At 70.3% G+C, this 20,719-nt stretch carries 22 protein-coding genes; 21 read left to right on the top strand and 1 reads right to left on the bottom strand.

Annotated elements, in window-relative coordinates; genetic code table 11:
- Positions 1 to 69 precede the first annotated feature (69 nt).
- From dop to prcA, 5 genes are all read left to right on the top strand, one after another.
- Positions 70 to 1,581 (top strand): depupylase/deamidase Dop, encoded by a 1,512-nt coding sequence (gene dop, locus DMA15_RS06540; RefSeq protein WP_125511703.1) that lies wholly within the window; start codon positions 70 to 72, stop codon positions 1,579 to 1,581.
- 124 nt (positions 1,582 to 1,705) lie between these two features.
- Positions 1,706 to 1,924 (top strand): ubiquitin-like protein Pup, encoded by a 219-nt coding sequence (locus tag DMA15_RS06535; RefSeq protein WP_121404181.1) that lies wholly within the window; start codon positions 1,706 to 1,708, stop codon positions 1,922 to 1,924.
- Positions 1,925 to 2,000: 76 nt separating this feature from the next.
- The gene (locus DMA15_RS38115; protein WP_346428904.1) at positions 2,001 to 2,318 is read left to right on the top strand and encodes an endonuclease domain-containing protein; all 318 of its coding nucleotides are present in this window, start codon (positions 2,001 to 2,003) and stop codon (positions 2,316 to 2,318) included.
- Positions 2,270 to 3,115: a proteasome subunit beta gene (gene prcB / locus DMA15_RS06525; protein ID WP_125511702.1), complete on the top strand. Its 846-nt coding sequence runs from the start codon at positions 2,270 to 2,272 to the stop codon at positions 3,113 to 3,115. The genes DMA15_RS38115 and prcB overlap by 49 nt, the downstream gene beginning before the upstream one ends.
- Positions 3,116 to 3,168: 53 nt before the next feature.
- Entirely contained in the window at positions 3,169 to 3,942 is a 774-nt protein-coding gene (gene prcA / locus DMA15_RS06520; protein ID WP_125511701.1) for a proteasome subunit alpha, read from the top strand.
- 74 nt (positions 3,943 to 4,016) lie between these two features.
- Here the strand turns inward: prcA and DMA15_RS06515 are convergent, their stop codons facing one another.
- Positions 4,017 to 5,039 carry a LacI family DNA-binding transcriptional regulator gene (locus DMA15_RS06515; RefSeq protein WP_125511700.1) on the bottom strand — a complete coding sequence of 341 codons (1,023 nt, stop codon included), beginning with the start codon at positions 5,037 to 5,039 and terminating at the stop codon, positions 4,017 to 4,019.
- A 137-nt stretch (positions 5,040 to 5,176) separates the two neighbouring features.
- On the opposite strand from DMA15_RS06515, the gene DMA15_RS06510 reads away from it, so the two are divergent.
- The 16 genes from DMA15_RS06510 (at position 5,177) to DMA15_RS06435 (ending at position 20,679) form a co-directional block, all read left to right on the top strand.
- Positions 5,177 to 6,436: an MFS transporter gene (locus DMA15_RS06510; RefSeq protein ID WP_125511699.1), complete on the top strand. Its 1,260-nt coding sequence runs from the start codon at positions 5,177 to 5,179 to the stop codon at positions 6,434 to 6,436.
- Positions 6,437 to 6,445: 9 nt separating this feature from the next.
- On the top strand, positions 6,446 to 7,807 hold the full coding sequence (gene pafA, locus DMA15_RS06505) for a Pup--protein ligase (RefSeq protein WP_030782913.1): 1,362 nt from the start codon (positions 6,446 to 6,448) through the stop codon (positions 7,805 to 7,807).
- A 203-nt stretch (positions 7,808 to 8,010) separates the two neighbouring features.
- Entirely contained in the window at positions 8,011 to 9,009 is a 999-nt protein-coding gene (locus DMA15_RS06500) for an FKBP-type peptidyl-prolyl cis-trans isomerase (protein ID WP_125511698.1), read from the top strand.
- A gap of 58 nt (positions 9,010 to 9,067) precedes the next feature.
- Positions 9,068 to 9,442 (top strand): FKBP-type peptidyl-prolyl cis-trans isomerase, encoded by a 375-nt coding sequence (locus DMA15_RS06495; protein WP_125511697.1) that lies wholly within the window; start codon positions 9,068 to 9,070, stop codon positions 9,440 to 9,442.
- Between the two features lie 134 nt (positions 9,443 to 9,576).
- Positions 9,577 to 10,551, top strand: coding sequence for a WYL domain-containing protein (locus tag DMA15_RS06490; protein WP_125511696.1), 975 nt, complete (start codon positions 9,577 to 9,579; stop codon positions 10,549 to 10,551).
- 15 nt (positions 10,552 to 10,566) lie between these two features.
- Positions 10,567 to 11,595: a WYL domain-containing protein gene (locus DMA15_RS06485; protein WP_125511695.1), complete on the top strand. Its 1,029-nt coding sequence runs from the start codon at positions 10,567 to 10,569 to the stop codon at positions 11,593 to 11,595.
- An 11-nt stretch (positions 11,596 to 11,606) separates the two neighbouring features.
- Entirely contained in the window at positions 11,607 to 11,867 is a 261-nt protein-coding gene (locus DMA15_RS06480; protein ID WP_125517360.1) for a hypothetical protein, read from the top strand.
- Positions 11,868 to 11,876: 9 nt separating this feature from the next.
- The gene (locus DMA15_RS06475) at positions 11,877 to 12,074 is read left to right on the top strand and encodes a hypothetical protein (protein ID WP_125511694.1); all 198 of its coding nucleotides are present in this window, start codon (positions 11,877 to 11,879) and stop codon (positions 12,072 to 12,074) included.
- Positions 12,075 to 12,291: 217 nt separating this feature from the next.
- On the top strand, positions 12,292 to 12,573 hold the full coding sequence (gene tatA / locus DMA15_RS06470) for a Sec-independent protein translocase subunit TatA (RefSeq protein WP_125511693.1): 282 nt from the start codon (positions 12,292 to 12,294) through the stop codon (positions 12,571 to 12,573).
- 92 nt (positions 12,574 to 12,665) lie between these two features.
- On the top strand, positions 12,666 to 13,559 hold the full coding sequence (tatC, locus tag DMA15_RS06465) for a twin-arginine translocase subunit TatC (RefSeq protein ID WP_125517358.1): 894 nt from the start codon (positions 12,666 to 12,668) through the stop codon (positions 13,557 to 13,559).
- A 17-nt stretch (positions 13,560 to 13,576) separates the two neighbouring features.
- The gene (locus DMA15_RS06460; protein WP_125511692.1) at positions 13,577 to 14,467 is read left to right on the top strand and encodes a diacylglycerol kinase; all 891 of its coding nucleotides are present in this window, start codon (positions 13,577 to 13,579) and stop codon (positions 14,465 to 14,467) included.
- Positions 14,468 to 14,521: 54 nt separating this feature from the next.
- The gene (locus DMA15_RS06455; protein ID WP_125511691.1) at positions 14,522 to 17,335 is read left to right on the top strand and encodes a DEAD/DEAH box helicase; all 2,814 of its coding nucleotides are present in this window, start codon (positions 14,522 to 14,524) and stop codon (positions 17,333 to 17,335) included.
- Between the two features lie 279 nt (positions 17,336 to 17,614).
- Positions 17,615 to 19,225, top strand: coding sequence for an ATP-binding protein (locus tag DMA15_RS06450; protein WP_125511690.1), 1,611 nt, complete (start codon positions 17,615 to 17,617; stop codon positions 19,223 to 19,225).
- A complete protein-coding gene (locus DMA15_RS06445) occupies positions 19,222 to 19,629 on the top strand; it encodes a roadblock/LC7 domain-containing protein (RefSeq protein WP_125511689.1) in 408 nt (135 codons plus the stop codon). The genes DMA15_RS06450 and DMA15_RS06445 overlap by 4 nt, the downstream gene beginning before the upstream one ends.
- Before the next feature lie 134 nt (positions 19,630 to 19,763).
- Complete coding sequence (locus DMA15_RS06440) at positions 19,764 to 20,069, top strand: DUF742 domain-containing protein (RefSeq protein ID WP_240660166.1); 306 nt, start codon at positions 19,764 to 19,766, stop codon at positions 20,067 to 20,069.
- Positions 20,050 to 20,679, top strand: coding sequence for an ATP/GTP-binding protein (locus tag DMA15_RS06435; protein WP_125511687.1), 630 nt, complete (start codon positions 20,050 to 20,052; stop codon positions 20,677 to 20,679). Before DMA15_RS06440 ends, DMA15_RS06435 begins: the two co-directional genes overlap by 20 nt.
- Positions 20,680 to 20,719 lie beyond the last annotated feature (40 nt).

The following is a 20,719-nucleotide window of genomic DNA, read 5'->3' as shown; positions in this document are numbered from 1 at the left end:
CGCACCGGAGAACCAGCGGTACTTGAGCGCCGTTCCCGAAGGGGAGCGCCGCCGGGCAAGGAGGGCCGCATGACCGTACGGCGAGTAATGGGCATCGAGACGGAGTACGGCATCTCCGTCCCCGGCCACCCGAACGCCAATGCCATGCTCACCTCGTCCCAGATCGTCAACGCCTATGCCGCGGCGATGCACCGGGCGCGACGCGCCCGCTGGGACTTCGAGGAGGAGAACCCGCTGCGGGACGCACGGGGATTCGACCTCGCCCGCGAGGCCGCCGACTCCAGCCAGCTGACCGACGAGGACATCGGCCTCGCCAACGTCATCCTGACCAACGGCGCACGGCTCTACGTCGACCACGCACACCCCGAGTACAGCTCGCCGGAGATCACCAACCCCCTGGACGCCGTCCTGTGGGACAAGGCCGGAGAGCGCATCATGGCCGAGGCGGCCGACCGCGCGGCGCAGCTCCCCGGGGCCCAGCCGATCCACCTGTACAAGAACAACACCGACAACAAGGGCGCCTCGTACGGCACGCACGAGAACTACCTGATGAAGCGGGAGACCCCCTTCTCGGACATCGTGCGCCACCTCACGCCTTTCTTCGTCTCCCGCCAGGTCGTCACCGGCGCGGGCCGCGTCGGCATCGGGCAGGACGGCCACGAGCACGGCTTCCAGCTCAGCCAGCGCGCGGACTACTTCGAGGTCGAGGTGGGTCTGGAGACGACCCTGAAGCGCCCCATCATCAACACCCGGGACGAACCGCACTCGGACGCGGAGAAGTACCGCAGGCTGCACGTCATCATCGGTGACGCGAACCTCTCGGAGATCTCCACCTACCTCAAGCTGGGCACCACCTCGCTCGTGCTCGCCATGATCGAGGACGGCTTCATCGCCGTGGACCTCGCGGTGGACCAGCCGGTGCGCACCCTGCACCAGGTCTCCCACGACCCGACGCTCCAGCATCTGGTCACGCTCCGCAGCGGCCGCTCACTGACGGCTGTGCAGCTTCAGATGGAGTACTTCGAACTCGCCCGCAAGTACGTCGAGGAGCGGTACGGCTCCGACGCCGACGAGCAGACCAAGGACGTCCTCGCCCGCTGGGAGGACGTGCTCGGGCGGCTGGAGAGCGACCCGATGAGCCTTTCCGGAGAGCTCGACTGGGTCGCCAAGCGGGAGCTGATGGAGGGCTACCGCCGCCGCGACAGCCTGGACTGGGACGCCGCGCGGCTGCACCTGGTCGACCTCCAGTACGCCGACGTACGGGCCGAGAAGGGCCTGTACAACCGTCTGGTGGCGCGCGGCAAGATGAAGCGGCTCCTGGACGAGGCGGACGTGGAGCGGGCCACCACCAAGCCTCCCGAGGACACCCGGGCCTACTTCCGGGGCCGCTGCCTGGAGCAGTACGCGGACGACGTGGCCGCGGCCTCCTGGGACTCGGTCATCTTCGACCTGCCGGGCCGTGACTCCCTGCAGCGCGTCCCGACCCTGGAGCCCCTGCGCGGCACCAGGAACCACGTCAAGGAGCTCCTGGACCGCTGCCGCTCGGCGGAGGAACTGGTTCGGGTGCTCTCCGGCGGCTGAAAGGTCACCGGCGGGGGAATCACAGAGGTGGGTCCCGCACGTTGAGGGAAGTGCGGGGCCGATGTCGGACCCTGCTTGTAGGGTCTGATCAAGAACGTCTAACCGAGCGAGCGGGGTGAGGTAGATGGCGACCAAGGACACCGGCGGCGGGCAGCAGAAGGCCACGCGTTCCACCGAGGAGGCCGAGGAGCAGACTCAGGACGCGCAGGCTTCGGAGGACCTCAAGGAGCGCCAGGAGAAGCTGAGCGACGACGTGGACTCCGTGCTGGACGAGATCGACGACGTCCTGGAGGAGAACGCAGAGGACTTCGTGCGTTCCTTCGTGCAAAAGGGTGGCGAGTGACGGACTTTTCCTTCGAAACGAAGGGTGAGGGTGGAGGTTGGGTCTCCTGCTCTCATGAGTCGAAGCGCTGCTCGCGGTGTCGGGAACTCCGGCCGCGAGCAGAGTTCGCCCGCAAGGCGGCCATGCCGGACGGCTTCCGAAGGGCGACCGTCGCGCTCCGGATGGCGCTGCCCAAGTCGGCGGCGGCCGCGTCCGCTTGGCCGTTCCGGCGGCACATGTGGATCACCGCCACGAGGCGGGTAGGGTCCGAGGCGTACTGTGCTTCAGCTGCGACGCGGCACTGGGGCAGTTCAAGGATCGGCCGGACGCCATGAGGCGAGCCGCCGCATACGTGGAAGGAAACGCGTGGAAGCCAACACTCGTAGCACCGGGCGTCTGCCGGCTGCCTTCCTGACCCCTGGGTCGTCGTCCTTCATGGATTTCCTCTCCGAGCACCAGCCCGACATCCTGCCCGGCAATCGCCAACTGCCGCCCACGCAGGGTGTGATCGAGGCTCCGCACGGCACGACCATCGTGGCCGTGACGTTCCCCGGCGGCGTGGTGCTCGCCGGTGACCGCCGGGCGACGATGGGGAACGTCATCGCGCAGCGGGACATCGAGAAGGTCTTCCCGGCGGACGAGTACTCCGCGGTGGGCATCGCCGGTACGGCGGGTCTCGCCGTGGAGATGGTGAAGCTCTTCCAGCTGGAGCTGGAGCACTTCGAGAAGGTGGAGGGCGCCACGCTCTCCCTGGAGGGCAAGGCGAACCGTCTCTCCACGATGATCCGCAGCAACCTCGGCATGGCCATGCAGGGCCTTGCCGTGGTGCCGCTCTTCGCGGGCTATGACGTGGACCGCGAGAAGGGGCGCATCTTCTCCTACGACGTCACGGGCGGCCGCTCCGAGGAGCACGGCTTCGCGGCCACCGGCTCCGGGTCGGTCTTCGCGCGGGGCGCGATGAAGAAGCTGTACCACGACGCTCTGACCGAGGAGCAGGCGACGACGCTGGTGGTCCAGGCGCTGTACGACGCCGCCGACGACGACTCGGCGACGGGCGGCCCCGACGTGGCCCGCCGGATCTACCCCATCGTCACCGTCATCTCCGACGAGGGATTCCGGCGGCTGACCGACGAGGAATCCTCCGTGATCGCGCGTTCGATCCTGGAGAAGCGGCTGGAACAGCCGGACGGCCCGCGTGCCGCGCTGCTCTGATCGCTCCGCATTCGCCACTGACTGAAGTTTTTTGACAGAAAGGGACGGATCCGGTGTCGACGCCGTTCTATGTATCACCCCAGCAGCAGATGGCCGACCGGGCGGAATACGCCCGCAAGGGCATCGCGCGCGGCCGCAGTCTGGTCGTCCTGCAGTATGCCGACGGCATCGTGTTCGTCGGCGAGAACCCGTCCCGTGCGCTGCACAAGTTCAGCGAGATCTATGACCGGATCGGTTTCGCGGCCGCCGGCAAGTACAACGAGTACGAGAACCTCCGCATCGGCGGCGTCCGCTACGCCGACCTGCGCGGCTATACGTACGACCGCGACGACGTGACGGCCCGCGGCCTGGCGAACGTGTACGCCCAGACGCTGGGCACGATCTTCTCCAGCGCGGCCGAGAAGCCGTACGAGGTGGAGCTGGTCGTCGCCGAGGTCGGGGCCACGCGCGAGGGCGATCAGATCTACCGCCTGCCGCATGACGGATCGATCGTCGACGAGCACGGTTCGCTCGCCGTGGGCGGCAACGCCGAGCAGATCAGCACCTATCTCGATCAGCACCACAACGACAACATGACGCTCGCGGAGGCCCTCAAGCTGGCCGTGCGCGCGCTCTCCCGCGACACCAACGGCACCGAGCGGGAGATCCCCGCCGAGCGCCTGGAGGTGGCGGTGCTCGACCGCACGCGGCCGCAGCAGCGGAAATTCAAGCGGATCGTGGGCCGTCAGCTGTCGCGGCTGCTCGACGAGGGCGGCGCCACGGACGCGGCCAGTGACACGGATGAGGACACCGGGCCCGCGCCGCGGTCCGGTGGTGACGTCGAGTAGTCCCCTGCGGACGCGCCCCGCGCCCCGGCCCTCCGGCCGCGACGCGGGGCGTTCGCGTGCGGAGGGTGACCGCCCTAGCGGGCGGGGCCCGTCGAGTCGCGGATGACGAGTTCGACGGGGAGCGGTGTGGCGTCGGGGGCGCGGCCCTCGACGACGGCGACCAGCGTCTCCATGCCGCGCTCGCCGAAGCGCTCGGCGGGCAGGCGCACGGTCGTCAGCTCCGGTTCGACCGCGGTGGCCAGGGTCAGATCGTCGAAGCCGGTCACCGAGAGGTCCTCGGGGACGCGCAGCCCGAGCCGTCGCGCGGCCTTGCAGACGCCCGCGGCGAGGAAGTCGTCGTCGCAGATGACCGCCGTGGGGCGGGGCCCGGGAGCGGCCAGGGCGGCCTCCGCGGCGGTGCGGGCGGCGGCGACGGTCAGGGGGGCCGTAACGCGGCGTACGGCCGTGTCGGTGCCGTGCAGGGCCGTGGCGAGGGCGTCGGCGCGTACGTCGAAGGTCCAGGAGTCCACGGCCGCGGCGAGGTGCAGGAAGTCGCGGTGGCCGAGGGCGAGCAGATGTTCCGTCACCTGGCGCATCCCGTCGGCCAGGTCGAGGTTGACGGTGGTGGCGCCCAGGCTGTGGGCGGGGTCGCTGTCGAGCATGACCAGGGGCAGGTCGTCGCCGCGGATGGTGGCGAGCGCGTCGGAGGCCATGGAGGAGGCGAGCACGCCGTCCAGTGACGCGCGCGCCGAGTCGAAGGGGTCGCGGGCGGGTCCCGCGCCCTCGGGGGAGGGGTAGAGCAGGACGCCGAAGCCGTGCCGGGCGGCGACGCGGGCGGCTCCGGTGTGGACGTGCGCGAAGAACTCGTTGGTGAGCGCGGGGACGACGAGCAGGGCGGTCCGCGTCCTGCCGAGACGGAGATTGCGGGCGGCGAGGTTGGGGCGGTAGCCGAGCTGCCGCGCGGCCGTCCTGACGCGCTCGGCGGTGGGCTCGGCGACCCGGCCGCGCCACTTGTCGCCGAGGACGAGGGAGACGGTGGCCTGCGAGACGCCCGCGGCACGTGCCACGTCGCGGCTGGTGGGGCGAGGGGCCCCGGCTTCCTGCTGTGGCCCGGCCACTGTTGCCTCCCTGGTCGTGCCCGCGGGACGGGATCGCGGTGATCCCTTGGACAGCTGACAGCGCTCATGGTACGTATGACGCTCGACGTTATACGTAAAACCTCGGCCTCGGCGGCGCGGGGGAGGGGCGGTAGGGCATGGCTTCGGGATACGCGGAGATCCTCCGGACGCGGTACGCGACCCGGCTGCTGGCCGGGACGCTGGTGGGGCGGCTGCCCAACGCCACGGCCGCGATCGCCATCGTGCTGTTCATCCGGGCCGAGGGCGGCACCTACAGCCTGGCGGGCGCGCTCGCCGCGGTGTACGGCGTGGCCAACGCGGTGGGGCAGCCTCTGCTCGGCCGCCTGGTGGACCTGTACGGCCAGCCGCGCGTACAGCTGCCCGCGGCCCTGCTCTCGGCGCTCGCCATGGCGGCTTTCGCCTTCACCGGGCCCGACCTGCTCGCGCTCGCTTATGTGACGGTGGCGGCCGCCGGTCTGTTCACACCGCCGCTGGAGGGCGGCCTGCGGGCCCTGTGGCCGAGCGTCCTCGGCAAGGAGGAGCAGGTCCACGCGGCCTACGCCATGGACGCCGTCGCCCAGGAAGTGATGTTCACCGTCGGGCCGTTGCTCGTCACGGGCTGCGTGGCCCTCTGGTCGGAGCAGGCGGCGCTGCTGGTGGTGAACGCCCTCGGCGTGCTGGGCGCCCTCTCCGTAGTGGTGTCCGAGCCTTCACGCGCGTGGCGCTCGGCGCCGCGGGAGGCGCACTGGCTCGGGGCCCTGCGCTCGCCCGGACTCCTCGCGCTCCTCGGCGCGTTCCTCTTCATCGGCATGGCGCTCGGCTCGATCACCGTCGCCGGTGTGTCGTACGCGGACGGGCACGGCGGGGACGCGGTGTACGGCTGGCTGATGGCTGCGCTCGGGCTCGGCGCGCTGGCCGGCGGCTCCGTGTACGGGGCGCGGCAGTGGCGGGGCGTGCCCGAGCGGCGGCTGACCGTCCTGGTGGCCCTGCTCGCGGTCTGCTACGTGCCGTTGACGCTGGTGCCGGACGCCCTCGCCATGACGGGGCTCACCGCTCTCGCGGGGGTCTTCCTCGCCCCGGCGCTGGCTTGCGCGTTCATCATCGTGGACCGGCACGCCCCGCGGGGCACCGTCACCGAGGCGTTCTCCTGGCTCGTGACGACGTTCACCGTCGGCGCCTCGCTCGGCACCGCCGCCACCGGGCCCGTCGTCGAGTGGGGCGGGACGGTGTGGGGGTTCGCCGTGCCGGGACTGGCGGGAGCCGCCGCGTTGGTGGTTTTGCTGGCCACGGCGCGGGTATTGGTGCCGGTCCGTGAATCGGGGGTCGTTGCGGGTTCATCGGAAAATGATCGAAACGGTGCCGTCGAACCCGGTTTCAGTGCCGGGCATCAGGCGTAATGTTCAGTCATGGACCGCCGCATTTTCGGGCTGGAGAACGAGTACGGCGTCACGTGCACGTTCAGGGGACAGCGCCGCCTGTCGCCTGACGAGGTGGCGCGCTACCTCTTCCGCCGTGTTGTGTCATGGGGCCGCAGCAGCAACGTCTTTCTGCGGAACGGCGCCCGCCTCTACCTTGACGTGGGATCACATCCGGAATACGCCACACCCGAATGTGACAACGTGACCGAGCTGGTCACCCACGACAAAGCAGGCGAGCGCATTCTGGAAGGCCTGCTCGTCGACGCCGAACGCCGCCTGCACGAGGAGGGAATCGCGGGCGACGTCTATCTCTTCAAGAACAACACCGACTCGGCGGGAAACTCCTACGGCTGCCACGAGAACTATCTGGTGGCCCGTCATGGAGAGTTCTCCCGGCTCGCGGACATCCTCATCCCGTTCCTGGTCACCCGGCAGCTGCTGTGCGGCGCCGGCAAGGTGCTCCAGACCCCGCGCGGCGCCGTGTACTGCGTCAGCCAGCGCGCCGAGCACATCTGGGAAGGGGTCTCGTCCGCGACCACCCGCTCCCGGCCGATCATCAACACCCGCGACGAGCCGCACGCGGACGCCGAGCGCTACCGCAGGCTCCACGTCATCGTCGGCGACTCGAACATGTCCGAGACGACCATGCTGCTCAAGGTCGGCGCCACCGACCTGGTGCTGCGCATGATCGAGGCGGGCACGGTCATGCGTGACCTCACCCTGGAGAACCCGATCCGGGCCATCCGCGAGGTGAGCCACGACATCACGGGCCGCCGCAAGGTGCGCCTGGCCAGCGGCCGCGAGGCCTCCGCCCTCGAAGTGCAGCGCGAGTACTACGAGAAGGCGGTGGACTTCGTCGACCGCCGCGGCATCCGCACCGGCACGGTCGAGCAGGTGCTCGAACTCTGGGGGCGCACGCTGGACGCGATCGAGTCCGAGGACCTCGACCGCATCGGCACCGAGATCGACTGGGTCATGAAGTACAAGCTCATCGAGCGGTACCGCGCGAAGAACAACATGACCATGTCGCACCCCCGGGTCGCCCAGATAGACCTCGCCTACCACGACATCCACCGCCGTCGTGGCCTGTACTACCTCCTGGAGAGGAAGGGCCAAGCAGCCCGCATCTGCAACGACTTGAAGATCTTCGAGGGCAAGTCGGTGCCCCCGCAGACGACCCGCGCGCGGCTGCGCGGCGACTTCATCCGGCGCGCCCAGGAGCAGCGCCGTGACTTCACGGTCGACTGGGTGCACCTCAAGCTCAACGACCAGGCGCAGCGCACGGTGTTGTGCAAGGACCCCTTCCGGTCGGTGGACGACCGCGTGGAGAAGCTCATCGCCGGAATGTGACCGGTGAACGGGAATCCGGTCGGTGAACCGGAATCCGACCGGGCGAACCGGCATCCGACCGGATGAAAATGTGGCCCGGGTGAAGCCGGTGGCGTTGTGGGAACGCAACGCGGGCGCCGTACGTTCCTCGTACGGCGCCCTTCTCACGCCGTAGAGTTGCGCGCACGCCAACCCACAAGATCGACCGATACGAGGCCCCCACCGTGCGCCGACGCTCACTCCTTCTTGCTGTCCCGGCCGGCCTGCTCACGCTGGCAGGCTGTGGTGACGACAAGGCCGACAAGGCCAAGTCCAAGCCCAGCGACAGCCCCGCCAACTCCCCCTCGGCCGCGCCGACGGCGAAGATCGTGGCCGGACCGCTCCCCGAGATCACCAAGGGCGACAAGTTCGGCCAGAAGCCCACCGTCGCCAAGGGCCCCGGCAAGGCGTCCTCCGACCTCGCGGTCAAGACGCTGATCGAGGGCAAGGGCAAGGAGGTCGTCAAGGGCGACTACCTGCAGGCCGACTACCTCGGCCAGATCTGGGCGACGGCCAAGGTCTTCGACAACTCCTACGACCGCGGCAACCCCACCGTCTTCCCGATCGGCGTCGGCCGGGTCATCCCGGGCTGGGACCAGGCGCTCGTCGGCAAGAAGCTCGGCAGCCGCGTGGAGCTGGCCATCCCCCCGAAGATGGGGTACGGCGAAGAGGGCAACAAGCAGGCGGGCATCAAGGGCTCGGACACGCTCGTGTTCGTCGTCGACCTCGTGGACACCTTCAACGGCAAGAGCTCGTCGAAGGGCAAGGAGATCGCGCAGTCCAACAAGGACCTGCCCAAGGTCGGCACCAACACCGACGGCAAGGCCCCCTCGGTCGACATCCCGAAGACCGACGCGCCGGACAAGCTCGTCTCCTCGTACATCCTGGAGGGCGACGGTGACGTGATCAAGGAGACCGACAGCATCCTGTGCCAGTACAAGGGTGTGCAGTGGGCGGACGGCAAGGAGTTCGACTCCTCGTACAAGGGCGGCCAGCCCGCCCAGTTCCAGCTCGCGCAGGTCGTCAAGGGCTGGGCGCAGGGCCTGACCGGCAAGAAGGTCGGCAGCCGCGTCCTCGTCGTCATCCCGCCGAAGCTGGGCTACGGTGACCAGCCGCCCCAGGGCAGCTCCATCAAGAAGGGCGCCACGCTCGTCTTCAGCGTGGACATCCTCGCCAAGGGCTGAGCCCCGGAGGATGTAAGACTGTCCGCGCTGACTTTCCGTACCAAGCAGGAGCACATTCGTGAGCATTGAGAAGCCCGAGGTCGACTTCCCGGGTGGCGAGCCGCCGGCCGAGCTGCAGATCAGGGACATCTGGGAGGGCGATGGCCCGGTCGCCAAGGCGGGCGACTCCGTCAAGGTCCAGTACGTGGGCGTCGCCTTCAGCACGGGCGAGGAGTTCGACGCGAGCTGGAACCGCGGCACCCCGCTGCAGTTCCAGCTCGGCGCCGGTCAGGTCATCGCCGGCTGGGACCAGGGCGTGCAGGGCATGAAGGTGGGTGGCCGGCGCGAGCTGATCATCCCCGCGAACCTCGCGTACGGCGACCGCGGCGCCGGTGGCGGCCGCATCGCCCCGGGCGAGACGCTGATCTTCGTCTGCGACCTGGTCTCCGTCTGAGGACGTCCTTGACCTGATCCTTTCGCCTTGGGCCCATGTCTGTCTGGCATGGGCCCTCGGCTTTTGCCCGGACACCCCGGGGCGGTACGGTCATCGGTCGGAAGCACAATCTGAACAGCCGAGAAAGGGCGTCGATGGCCATTGCCAAGGCCGAGCGGCTGATGAACCTGGCGCTGTGCCTGCTCGGGACCCGGCGGCCACTCAGCAAGCGGGAGCTGCGCGAGTCGATCGAGGCGTATGTCGAGGCCTTCCAGTCGGGAGGTGCGGCGGGCTCCGACGACTCCTTCAACCGGATGTTCGAGCGCGACAAGGACGATCTGCGCGAGCTCGGCCTGGTCATCGAGACCGTGGAGAACCTCGACGGAGACGTCGGCTACCTCGCGCGGCGCGACAGCAACCGCCTGCCGCCCATCACCATCGACGCCGAGGAGGCCGCCGCCCTCGGCCTCGCCGCCAAGGTCTGGCAGCAGGCCCGCCTCGCCGGAGCCGCCAGCGGCGCCCTGCAGAAGCTGCGCGCCGCCGGCCTGCCCGAGGACGCCGACCCGTACGGCGCGCACAGCGCCCTCGAACCCCGCATCCCCGTGCACGAGGCGTCCTTCGAGCCGCTGATGCTGGCCTGCCGCGACCGCCGCCCCGTCACCTTCGACTACCGCAAGGCCACCGCCGCGCGCCCCGAGCAGCGCCACGTCGAACCCTGGGCCCTGGAGTGCTGGCGCGGCCACTGGTACCTCGCGGGCTGGGACCGCGACCGGGGCGCCGAGCGCGTCTTCCGCCTCTCGCGGATCACCGGCAAGGTCCGCGCCCGCGCGGGGAAGTACACCGCCGAGGTGCCGGACGTCGTCACCGTGCGGGAGACCGTGGCGAGCTGGGCGGGGGAGAGCGCCGACCGCACGGCCCGGATCCGGCTGCGGAAGGGCGCCGGTTACCCGCTGCGGGCCAAGGCCGCCGCCGTGCGGGAACTGGGCGACGGCTGGGACGAGTTGGAGATCCCCTACGGGCACGGTCTCGATGCCTGGCTGGTGGAGTTCGGGCCCGATGTGGTGGTCATCGAGCCCGCCGAACTGCGGGCCGACGTCGTGGACCGGCTGCGCGCCGTGGCCAAGGGCTGAGGGGACGGAAGACCAATGGCCTCGAACGCCATCGACCAGACGCGACGGATGCTGTCGCTGGTGACCTATCTGCGCGAGCGCCCCGGCGCCCACGTCGAGGACGTCGCCCGCGCCTTCGGCATCACCCCGGACGAGCTGATCTCCGACCTCGACGTGCTGCCGCTGTGCGGCACCAGCTTCCGCGGCGGCGACCTGCTCGACATCGACACCGACGGCGACCGCATCTGGTGGCACAACCCCGACGACGTGGCGGCCCCGCTGCGGCTCGCCGCCGACGAGGCGACCGCCCTGCTCGTGGCGGCCCGCGCGGTCGCCACCCTGCCGGGCCTGCGCGAGAGCGACCGCCTCGCGCTGCTGCGCGCCACCGCGAAGCTGGAGACCGCGGCGGGCGAGGCGGCGGGCGCCAGCGCACGGCTCTCGGTGACCTTCGAGTCCGAGGGCGGCGTCTTCGCCGACGTCGACCGGGCCATCTCCGAGCGCCGCAGGCTCTGGATCCGCTACTACTCACCGGCCCGCGACGAGGTCACCGAGCGCGAGATCGACCCGATCCGCCTGGTGAGCGTCGGACACACGTACGTAGAGGCGTGGTGCCGCCGCTCCGAGGCGCGGCGCACCTTCCGTCTCGACCGCGTCGCCGAGATCAAGATCCTCGACGAGCCGTCCGCGCCGCCCCAGGTCGAGCTGCGCGACCTCTCCGAAGGGCTCGTGCAGCCCGCCGCCGAGGACCCCGAGGTCGTCGTCGAGGTCGGCCCCGGCGGCCGCTGGGTCGCCGAGTACTACCCCCACGACAGCGCGGAGGAGCTGCCCGACGGCGGTCTGCGGATCACGCTGCGCACCCCCGAGCCCGCCTCGCTGCGCCGCCTCGCGCTGCGGCTCGGCGGGGACGGCCGGATCGTCTCCCCGGTCCAGCTGGCGGAGAGCGCGCGCCAGGCGGCCCGCGAGGCGCTCGCCGCCTATGCCGACGACCAGGACGGCGGCGACCGGCCGTACGGCGGGCAGTACGACGAGGACCAGGCCTACGACAGGCAGGAGCAAGGGCGTTGAGCACACCGACCATGTCCGGACTGCCGGGAGTGCCGGCACAGCCGCGGCTCGCCCCCGTCCTGTTCACGGCCGCCTGCCCCGACTGCCGCGCCCGCTTCGAGCTCTCCGCGGGGGCGCTGCGCCTGGCGATCGGTGCCAGCCCCCGCACCACCTTCTACTCCTTCACCTGCCCCGAGTGCGAGGTCGCGGTCCGCAAGCCCGCGGGCGAGCGCATCGTCGAACTCCTCACCGGCGGCGGGGTGCGGACACTGCGTCTGCACTCGACCGTCTAGGCTCGGCGCATGTTCTGGGCGATGCTCGCGATCGCGGCGGGCTTCTTGGGCCTCGCCGTCCTCGGCGTAATGGCGATCAAGGTTTTCGTGGAGGCCGAGCGCCTCGGCCGTCAGGTGAGTGAGACCACACGGCGGATCAACCAGGCCGCGGAAGACCTGGAGAAAGCCGCGGCCGGTGCGGCCCGTGCGGGGCGCGAGGCCGTTTAGCCTCCGAGGCCTCCGCGACCTGTCAACTCCCCGAGACGTGCGGGTACGCTGCGAACGCGGCCCGGGATCGAGGCGGGGGCCGCACCCGGAGTACGCGCGGGGATTGCCGAGCGTTTACCCCGGGGGGTTACGATCGCTGACAGCGCGGAGATCGGATGTATGTCCGGTCTGCCAAGCAACCAGACTCCTGTCGCCTCGGTGAAGAAGGTAAACAGCTATGGGTAGGCTCGGCCCCACCGAGATCATTCTCATCCTCGTCGTCATCGTCCTGCTGTTCGGAGCCAAGAAGCTGCCCGACATGGCGCGCTCCCTCGGCAAGTCGGCCCGCATCCTCAAGAGCGAGGCCAAGGCGATGAAGTCCGAGAGCAAGGACGACGCCGCCGCTCCGGCCGACCCGCCGAGCGACCCCGTCGTCCAGCAGCGCACCATCCAGGCGGCCCCCGGCGACGTGACCAGCTCGCGCCCGGTCACCGAGCCGACCGACACGACGAAGCGCTGATCCAAGGCCGGCGACGGCCGGCCTGCCGCACGAGATGAGGACGTGGGTTGCTCAAGTCTGCCCGCACGAAGGAGAAGGACCCCGAGGGGCGGATGCCCCTCGCGGAGCACCTGCGCGAGCTCCGCAACCGGCTCGCCAAGGGACTCCTCGCGATCACGGTCGTATCGATCGTGGCGGCTTTCTACAGCCAGCAGCTCATGGAGTTCCTGGCTGATCCGGTGCCGCGCTGCAAGCCCGGCGTGAAGGAGACCGGCGGCCACTGCGCCACGGTCACGTTCAACGACCTCCTGTCGCCCTTCACCACCACGGTGAAGGTCAGCCTCATGGTCGGCATCATCGTGTCCAGCCCGGTGTGGCTGTACCAGCTGTGGGCGTTCATCGCACCGGGCCTGCACAAGCACGAGCGCAAGTACACGTACTGGTTCGTCGCCGCCGCCGTGCCGCTCTTCTTCGGCGGTGGCTGGCTGGCGTACACGATCCTGCCGGTCAGCATGCGCGTGCTGCTCGGCATCACGCCCGACGGCGCCGAGAACCTCCTGCCGATGGACACGATCCTCGACTTCACCGTCCGGATGGTCCTCGTCTTCGGCATCTCGTTCGAGCTGCCACTGCTCCTCGTGATGCTCAACATGACCGGCATGGTGACCGGCCGCCGCATGATGACCTGGTGGCGCGGTGTCGTCATGGGCGTCTTCATCTTCGGCGCGGTGGCGACCCCGACCACCGACCCCGTGGGCATGATCGCCCTCGCGGGACCGATCGTCGTCCTCTACTTCATGGCCGTCGGCATCTCCCTCCTGAACGACAGGCGCCGCCGCCGCAAGGACCCCGACGCCGAACTCGACGACGACGAGGCCTCCGTCCTCGACCTCACCCCCGAGGCCATCGGCGGCATCGAACCCGTCCCCGCGCCCAAGGCCCTGCCCGAGCAGGCGGGCACCGGCCGCGCCGACCACCGCGTCAACGGTTTCGACGATGTGACCTGACCTTGTAGGGTCCCGCCGTGACCAGCGAGATCACCCTCTTCGTCAATCCCACCGCGGGCCGCGGCCGGGGCGCTCAGGCAGCGCGCCCGGCCGCTTCCGCGTTGCGGGACCGTGGCTTCTCCGTGCGTACGGTCATCGGGGAGGACGCCCCTGACGCGCTGCGGCGGGCCAGGGAGGCCGTCGAGGGCGGCACGGGAGCGCTGATAGCCGTCGGCGGCGACGGCATGGCGAGCCTCGCGCTCCAGGCCGTCGCCGGGACGCGCACCCCGCTCGGGGTGATCGCCGTGGGGACCGGCAACGACTTCGCGCGGGCCCTCGGGCTTCCGGTGCGCGAGGCCGCCGCCGCGGGGGAGGTCGTCGCCGAGGCCCTCAAAGGGGCGCGTACGCGGGACATCGACCTCGGCCGGGTCGGCGGCACATGGTTCGGGACCGTACTCGCGTCCGGTTTCGACTCGCGGGTCAATGACCGGGGCAACCGGATGCGGTGGCCCACGGGACGCTTCAAGTACGACCTCGCGATGGTCTCGGAGCTGGCCGCCCTCAAGCCGATCCCGTACCGCGTCACCCTGGACGGCGGTGACGTCCACGAGATCGAGGCCACGCTGGTCGCGGTCGGCAACGGATCGTCGTACGGCGGCGGCATGCGGATCTGCGCCGGCGCCGACATGGGCGACGGTCTCTTCGACATCACGGTGGTGGGCCAGTGCAGCCGTACGACGCTGCTGAGGGTCTTCCCGCGGGTCTACCGGGGCACGCACCTCGACCATCCGAAGGTCACCGTGTACCGGGCCGCCGCGGTGGAGCTGTCCGCCCCTGGCGTCACCGGGTATGCCGACGGGGAGCCGCTCGGCGCGCTGCCGCTGAGCGCCGAGTGCGTGCCGGGAGCGGTGCGGGTCCTGGCCGTGTGAGCCGACGATAATGATCGTCCGTTGTCAGTGGTGGCCGGTAGTCTCGAAAGCACGATGACAGAGGACCTCTCACCGGCCGAGCGGTACGCGGCGGCGCGCAAGCGCGCTGCCGAGCAGGCCACCGCACTCGCGTCCTTCCGCGAGATGTACGAATTCGGCCTCGACCCCTTCCAGATCGAGGCCTGCCAGGCGCTGGAGGCGGGCAAGGGCGTGCTCGTGGCCGCCCCCACGGGGTCGGGCAAGACGATCGTCGGCGAGTTCGCCGTGCACCTCGCGCTCCTCCAGGGCAAGAAGTGCTTCTACACCACGCCCATCAAGGCGCTCTCCAACCAGAAGTACGCCGACCTCTCCAAGCGCTACGGCGCGGACAAGGTCGGCCTCCTCACCGGCGACAACAGCGTCAACAGCGACGCCCCGGTGGTCGTCATGACCACCGAAGTCCTGCGGAACATGCTGTATTCGGGCTCGCAGTCGCTGCTGAACCTCGGCTATGTCGTCATGGACGAGGTGCACTACCTCTCCGACCGCTTCCGCGGCGCCGTCTGGGAGGAAGTGATCATCCATCTCCAGGAGTCGGTCACGCTGGTCTCCCTGTCGGCCACGGTGTCGAACGCCGAGGAGTTCGGCGACTGGCTCGACACCGTGCGCGGCGACACCGAGGTGATCGTCTCCGAGCACCGCCCCGTGCCGCTCTTCCAGCACGTGCTCGCCGGGCGCCGGATGTACGACCTCTTCGAGGAGGGCGAGGGCCACAAGAAGGCCGTCAACCCCGACCTCACGCGCATGGCGCGCATGGAGGCGAGCCGTGCGTACAACCCGCGCGACCGCCGCAAGGGCAAGATGGTCCGCGAGGCCGACCGCGAGCGGGAGCGCAGGCAGCGGTCGCGGATCTGGACGCCGGGCCGCCCCGAGGTCATCGAGCGGCTCGACGCCGAGGGCCTGCTGCCCGCGATCACGTTCATCTTCAGCCGCGCGGGCTGCGAGTCGGCCGTGCAGCAGTGTCTGTACGCGGGCCTCAGGCTGAACGACGACGAGGCGCGGGCGAAGGTCCGCGAGATCGTCGAGGACCGCACGGCCTCCATCCCGGACGAGGACCTCCATGTCCTGGGGTACTACGAATGGCTGGAGGGGCTGGAGCGCGGCATCGCGGCGCACCACGCGGGCATGCTGCCCACCTTCAAGGAGGTCGTCGAAGAGCTGTTCGTCCGCGGCCTCGTCAAGGCCGTCTTCGCCACCGAGACCCTCGCCCTCGGCATCAACATGCCCGCGCGCAGCGTGGTGCTGGAGAAGCTCGTCAAGTGGAACGGCGAGCAGCACGCCGACATCACGCCGGGCGAGTACACCCAGCTGACCGGCCGGGCCGGGCGGCGCGGCATCGACGTCGAGGGCCACGCGGTCGTGCTCTGGCAGCGCGCCATGAGCCCCGAGCACCTGGCGGGACTGGCGGGCACGCGCACGTATCCGCTGCGCTCCAGCTTCAAGCCGTCGTACAACATGGCGGTGAACCTCGTCGAGCAGTTCGGCAGGCACCGCTCGCGCGAGCTTCTGGAGACGTCCTTCGCGCAGTTCCAGGCCGACAAGTCGGTCGTCGGGATCTCCCGGCAGGTACAGAAGAACGAGGAGGGCCTGGAGGGCTACAAGGCCTCCATGACCTGCCACTTGGGCGACTTCGAGGAGTACGCGCGCCTGCGGCGGCAGCTGAAGGACCGCGAGACCGAGCTGGCCAAGCAGGGCGCGGCCCAGCGCAGGGTCGCCGCCGCGGCCGCGCTGGAGAAGCTCAAGCCGGGTGACGTCATCCACGTACCCACGGGGAAGTACGCGGGTCTCGCGCTCGTCCTCGACCCGGGGCTGCCCGCCGGGCGGGCCAACGGCCACCGAGGGTTCGACCACGTCGACGGGCCGCGGCCGCTGGTGCTCACCGCCGAGCGGCAGGTCAAGCGGCTCGCGTCGATGGACTTCCCGGTGCCGGTCGAGGCGCTGGAGCGGATGCGCATCCCGAAGTCCTTCAACGCCCGCTCGCCGCAGTCCCGCCGTGACCTGGCGTCCGCGCTGCGCACCAAGGCCGGGCACGTCGTGCCGGACCGGCACCGCAAGGGGCGCGCGGCGGCCGCCGACGACCAGGAGATCGCCCGGCTGCGCCTGGAGCTGCGCGCCCACCCGTGCCACGGCTGCGACGAGCGCGAGGACCACGCGCGCTGGGCCGAGCGGTACCACCGCCTCAAGCGGGACACCTCGCAGCTGGAGCGCCGCATCGAGGGGCGTACGAACACGATCGCCCGCACCTTCGACCGCATCGTCGCGCTCCTCACCGAGCTGGACTATCTGCGGGGCGACGAGGTCACCGAACACGGCAAGCGCCTCGCCCGGCTCTACGGCGAGCTGGACCTGCTGGCCAGCGAGTGCCTGCGCGCCGGTGTCTGGGAGGGGCTGAGCCCGGGCGAACTGGCCGCATGCGTCTCGGCGCTGGTGTACGAGTCGCGGGTCGGTGACGACGCGCTCGCGCCGAAGCTGCCTTCGGGTGCCGCGAAGGCGGCGCTCGGCGAGATGGTGCGGATCTGGGGCCACCTGGACGCCCTCGAGGAAGAGTTCAAGATCAGCCAGACGGAGGGCGTCGGCCAGCGCGAGCCGGACCTGGGCTTCGCCTGGGCGGCGTTCATGTGGGCGGGCGGCAAGGGCCTGGACGAGGTGCTGCGCGAGGCGGAGATGCCGGCCGGTGACTTCGTGCGCTGGTGCAAGCAGGTCATCGACGTGCTCGGGCAGATCGCGGCGGCGGCGCCCCGCGACGGCGACAGCACGGTCGCGAAGAACGCCCGCAAGGCGGTCGACCAGCTGCTGCGCGGAGTGGTGGCGTACAGCTCGGTGGGCTAGCCGACAGCGCGAAGCAACCCCGCTCCCCTTCGGGGGGGCGGGGTTCTGTGCGTTCGAGGGGGTCACACCACGTGTTCGATTGATCGCCGCGCGTGTAAATGGGGCGAGTGTATTCCTGTCGGCGAGGTCGCGGCAGGGGGTTGCCGAATATGACTCGGCGATGATTTCGGCGGACTAAGCTCGCCCGGAGCGCGGCGAGTTGAAACGAGTTGCGATGGATTCGCGCGTTTGTTCATAAATCTTTCGATAGTCCCCAAGACGAGTGTTCAGAGGGCATACATGGTGAGTGTTCAATCGCCTCCCGGTGGCCGAGAAGTTCCTTACGCGCGTGTGCTGTTGCTGCCCGCCATGCTGATGGCCGCGGCGACCGGAGCCGCCGTCGCCGCGGTGACGGAGCCGGCCAGGACCGCCGTCGGCTGGTGCGGCGCCGTCGCGACCCTCATGGTCATCCTGGTCGGCGCGGAAGCCGTGCGGCGCGGCCGGACCATCAGGGGCCAGCGCGCACAGTACGCACAGCGGCTCGCCCAGCTCGAAGGGCGCATCGCATCCCACGACCACGAGACGATCCGTCTGGGCCAGGAGATCCTGCCCGAGGCCTTCTGGCGGCTGCGGCAGGGCGAATCACCCGTCGAAGTGATCCGCAACGTCGTCGACAAGGACGAGGCGTACCGCGACCTGCCCCACGCCCACCGCGAGTTGCTCCGCTCGATCCTCGACACCCTGGACCGCGAGGAATCGATGCGCGAGTCCGCGCAGCGCGCCTTCGTGAACATCGCCCGGCGCGTCCAGTCGATCGTCCACCAACAGGCCGCCGAACTGCGCGAGATGGAGGAGTTCCACGGCCGCAACCCCGAGGTCTTCGACGACCTGCTGCGCATCGACCACGGCACCGCCCTGATCGGTCGCCTCGCCGACTCCATCGCGGTGCTCGGCGGCGCCCGGCCCGGCCGCCAGTGGCCCAAGCCCGTACCGCTGTACAGCGTGTTGCGCGGCGCGATGTCCCGGATCCTCGACTACCCGCGCGTGGAGCTCCACTCGATCGCCAACGTGGCGATCAAGGGCACCTCCGTCGAACCGCTGATCCACGCCTGCGCCGAACTCCTCGACAACGCCACCCGGTACTCGCCCCCGCACACCAAGGTGCACGTCACCGCCGTCGAGGTGCAGACCGGCATCGCCGTCGAGATCGAGGACGGCGGCGTCAGCCTCAGCGAGGAGGCCCGCGCCCGTGCCGAGCGCATGCTCGCCCAGGCACAGGCGGGCATCGACCTCAACGACCTGGGGGAGACCCCGCGCCTTGGCATGGCGGTCGTCGGGCGCCTCTCGCAGATGTACAACATGCAGATCTCCCTGCGGCAGTCCGCGTACGGAGGCGTCCGCGCGGTGCTCATCGTGCCGCGCGACATGATGACCACCGGGCCCGCGCCCGGCCTCGCCCACGGCATCGGCGCCTCCGCCGTGCCCCGCGTGGACAACGGCGGACGGCTCATCGAGGAGCCCGCCCGCAACATCCGCCGCAAGAAGCCCCGCGTCGTCACCGCGGGCCCGCCACTGCGCTCCCAGCCCACCGCGACCATGGAGGACGACGTCCCAGAGGTCACCGAGTGGACCGAGAACGGCCTGCCGCAGCGCCGCAGCCGCGTCACGATGTCGCTCAAGGAGCGGTACGCCCTGGAGGCGGAGGCCCAGCGGGCCGCCGAGGCCCACGCGGCCGCGACCGCACAGCCCCCGGCGCCGCCCAAGAAGGAGGGCGCCGAACCGGGCCTGTGGATCGAGGCGTTCATGAAGGGCGTCAAGGGCGACCCGAACGACCCCGCGGGCGATCCGTCGGCCCCCCAGGGAACCACCCGGAACGACCACGGCAAGGCCGACGAGGAGGGCTGGCAGTGATCCAGCAGCGCGCCAATTTCGACTGGATGCTGAAAGAGCTGGCCGACGGGGTGCCGCAGACCCGGCAGATCGTGGTGCTCTCCGCCGACGGCCTGCGCATCGCCCGCTACGGCGGCGACCCGGACGCCGCCGACCGCATCGCCGCCGCCTGCGCCGGACTGCAGAGCCTGGCCGCCGCCGTCGCCACCGAGATCCCGCACAGCGACGGCGGCATGAAGATGGTCATCATCGAGATCGACGGCGGCTACTTCTACATGATGGCCGCCGGTACGGGCGCCTACCTCGCGGTGCTCGCCGACGAGACCGTCGACGCGGGCCTCGTCGGGACCCGGATGCGCGACCTCGTCGTACGCATCGGGGCCCATCTGACGAGCCCGCCACGGCGTGACGGGCAGGCCGTATGACTCCTCCGCAAGGCCCTGCGCACGGCCCTTCGAACGGGGAGCTGCCCTCCCGGCGGGACGCCCCCGCCAGAGACGCCCCCGACCCGGACGCCCCTCCCCAGCGCGAACGCCGCAGCCCCGAGAACCCGGAGCGGCTGTACATCCTGACGGGCGAGGACTCGGAGCGGGCGCCGCTCGACCTGGTGACGCTGATCGTGGCCCAGGGCGAGGCGTCCCCCATGGCACAGCCGGAGCACTCCGCGGTGCTGCGGCTGTGCGGGACGCCGCTCTCCGTCGCCGAACTGTCGGCGTATCTGGCGCTGCCGTTCAGTGTGGTGACCGTCGTCCTGACGGAGTTACTCGCCACCGGGCTCGTCCAGGCGCGCGCCCCCATCGTCCGCTCCGCGCTCCCCGACCGATCCCTTCTCGAAGCGGTGATGCATGGACTTCAGAAACTCTAAGAACACGGATACGATCACCGGCCCGCGCAGCGAGGACGTCCTGCCGCACACGGCGTCGGCCGCCGTGAAGGTCGTGATCGTCGGCGGGTTCGGGGTCGGCAAGACGACGATGGTCGGCTCGGTCAGCGAGATCCGCCCGCTGACCACCGAGGAGACGATGACCGAGGCGGGCATCGGCGTCGACGACAACTACGGCTCCGAGACGAAGACGGCCACCACCGTGGCCATGGACTTCGGCCGCATCAGCATCTCCGACGAGCTGGTCCTCTACCTCTTCGGCACCCCGGGCCAGGAGCGCTTCTGGTTCCTGTGGAACGGGCTCTTCGAAGGCGCGCTCGGCGCGGTCGTGCTCATCGACACCCGCCGCCTCGAAGTCAGCTTCGACGTGATCGGCCGCCTGGAGGAGCGCGGCGTGCCGTTCGTCATCGCCGTCAACGACTTCCCGGACGCGCCCCACCACCCCGTGGAGACGCTGCGCAGGGCCCTGGACCTGGGGCCCGGAGTGCCGATCATGGCCTGCGACGCCCGCCTCAGGGAGTCCAGCAGGGATGTCCTGATGACGCTGATGCGCTACCTCCACTCGCTGACCGTGGCGGCCGCCCGCGTCTGACGTCCCCGCCCCCTCCCGCCACCCCTTCCGCCAACCCGGA

It is taken from the genome of Streptomyces sp. WAC 01529, from assembly GCF_003945545.1.
GTDB lineage: Bacteria > Actinomycetota > Actinomycetes > Streptomycetales > Streptomycetaceae > Streptomyces > Streptomyces anatolicus.
The sequence above is the reverse complement of the archived record's forward strand: the minus strand, read 5'-3'. Positions and strand labels throughout refer to the sequence as shown.

Bases quoted from the DNA above. Each gene is read 5' to 3' on its own strand.
- DMA15_RS06485 (WP_125511695.1), top strand. From the start codon at position 10,567: ATGGCCTCGAACGCCATCGACCAGACGCGACGGATGCTGTCGCTGGTG.
- dop (WP_125511703.1), top strand. From the start codon at position 70: ATGACCGTACGGCGAGTAATGGGCATCGAGACGGAGTACGGCATCTCC.
- DMA15_RS06475 (WP_125511694.1), top strand. From the start codon at position 11,877: ATGTTCTGGGCGATGCTCGCGATCGCGGCGGGCTTCTTGGGCCTCGCC.
- pafA (WP_030782913.1), top strand. From the start codon at position 6,446: ATGGACCGCCGCATTTTCGGGCTGGAGAACGAGTACGGCGTCACGTGC.
- DMA15_RS06450 (WP_125511690.1), top strand. From the start codon at position 17,615: ATGGTGAGTGTTCAATCGCCTCCCGGTGGCCGAGAAGTTCCTTACGCG.
- DMA15_RS06510 (WP_125511699.1), top strand. From the start codon at position 5,177: ATGGCTTCGGGATACGCGGAGATCCTCCGGACGCGGTACGCGACCCGG.
- DMA15_RS06455 (WP_125511691.1), top strand. From the start codon at position 14,522: ATGACAGAGGACCTCTCACCGGCCGAGCGGTACGCGGCGGCGCGCAAG.
- DMA15_RS06480 (WP_125517360.1), top strand. From the start codon at position 11,607: ATGTCCGGACTGCCGGGAGTGCCGGCACAGCCGCGGCTCGCCCCCGTC.
- DMA15_RS06535 (WP_121404181.1), top strand. From the start codon at position 1,706: ATGGCGACCAAGGACACCGGCGGCGGGCAGCAGAAGGCCACGCGTTCC.
- DMA15_RS06435 (WP_125511687.1), top strand. From the start codon at position 20,050: ATGGACTTCAGAAACTCTAAGAACACGGATACGATCACCGGCCCGCGC.
- DMA15_RS06490 (WP_125511696.1), top strand. From the start codon at position 9,577: ATGGCCATTGCCAAGGCCGAGCGGCTGATGAACCTGGCGCTGTGCCTG.
- tatC (WP_125517358.1), top strand. From the start codon at position 12,666: ATGCCCCTCGCGGAGCACCTGCGCGAGCTCCGCAACCGGCTCGCCAAG.
- tatA (WP_125511693.1), top strand. From the start codon at position 12,292: ATGGGTAGGCTCGGCCCCACCGAGATCATTCTCATCCTCGTCGTCATC.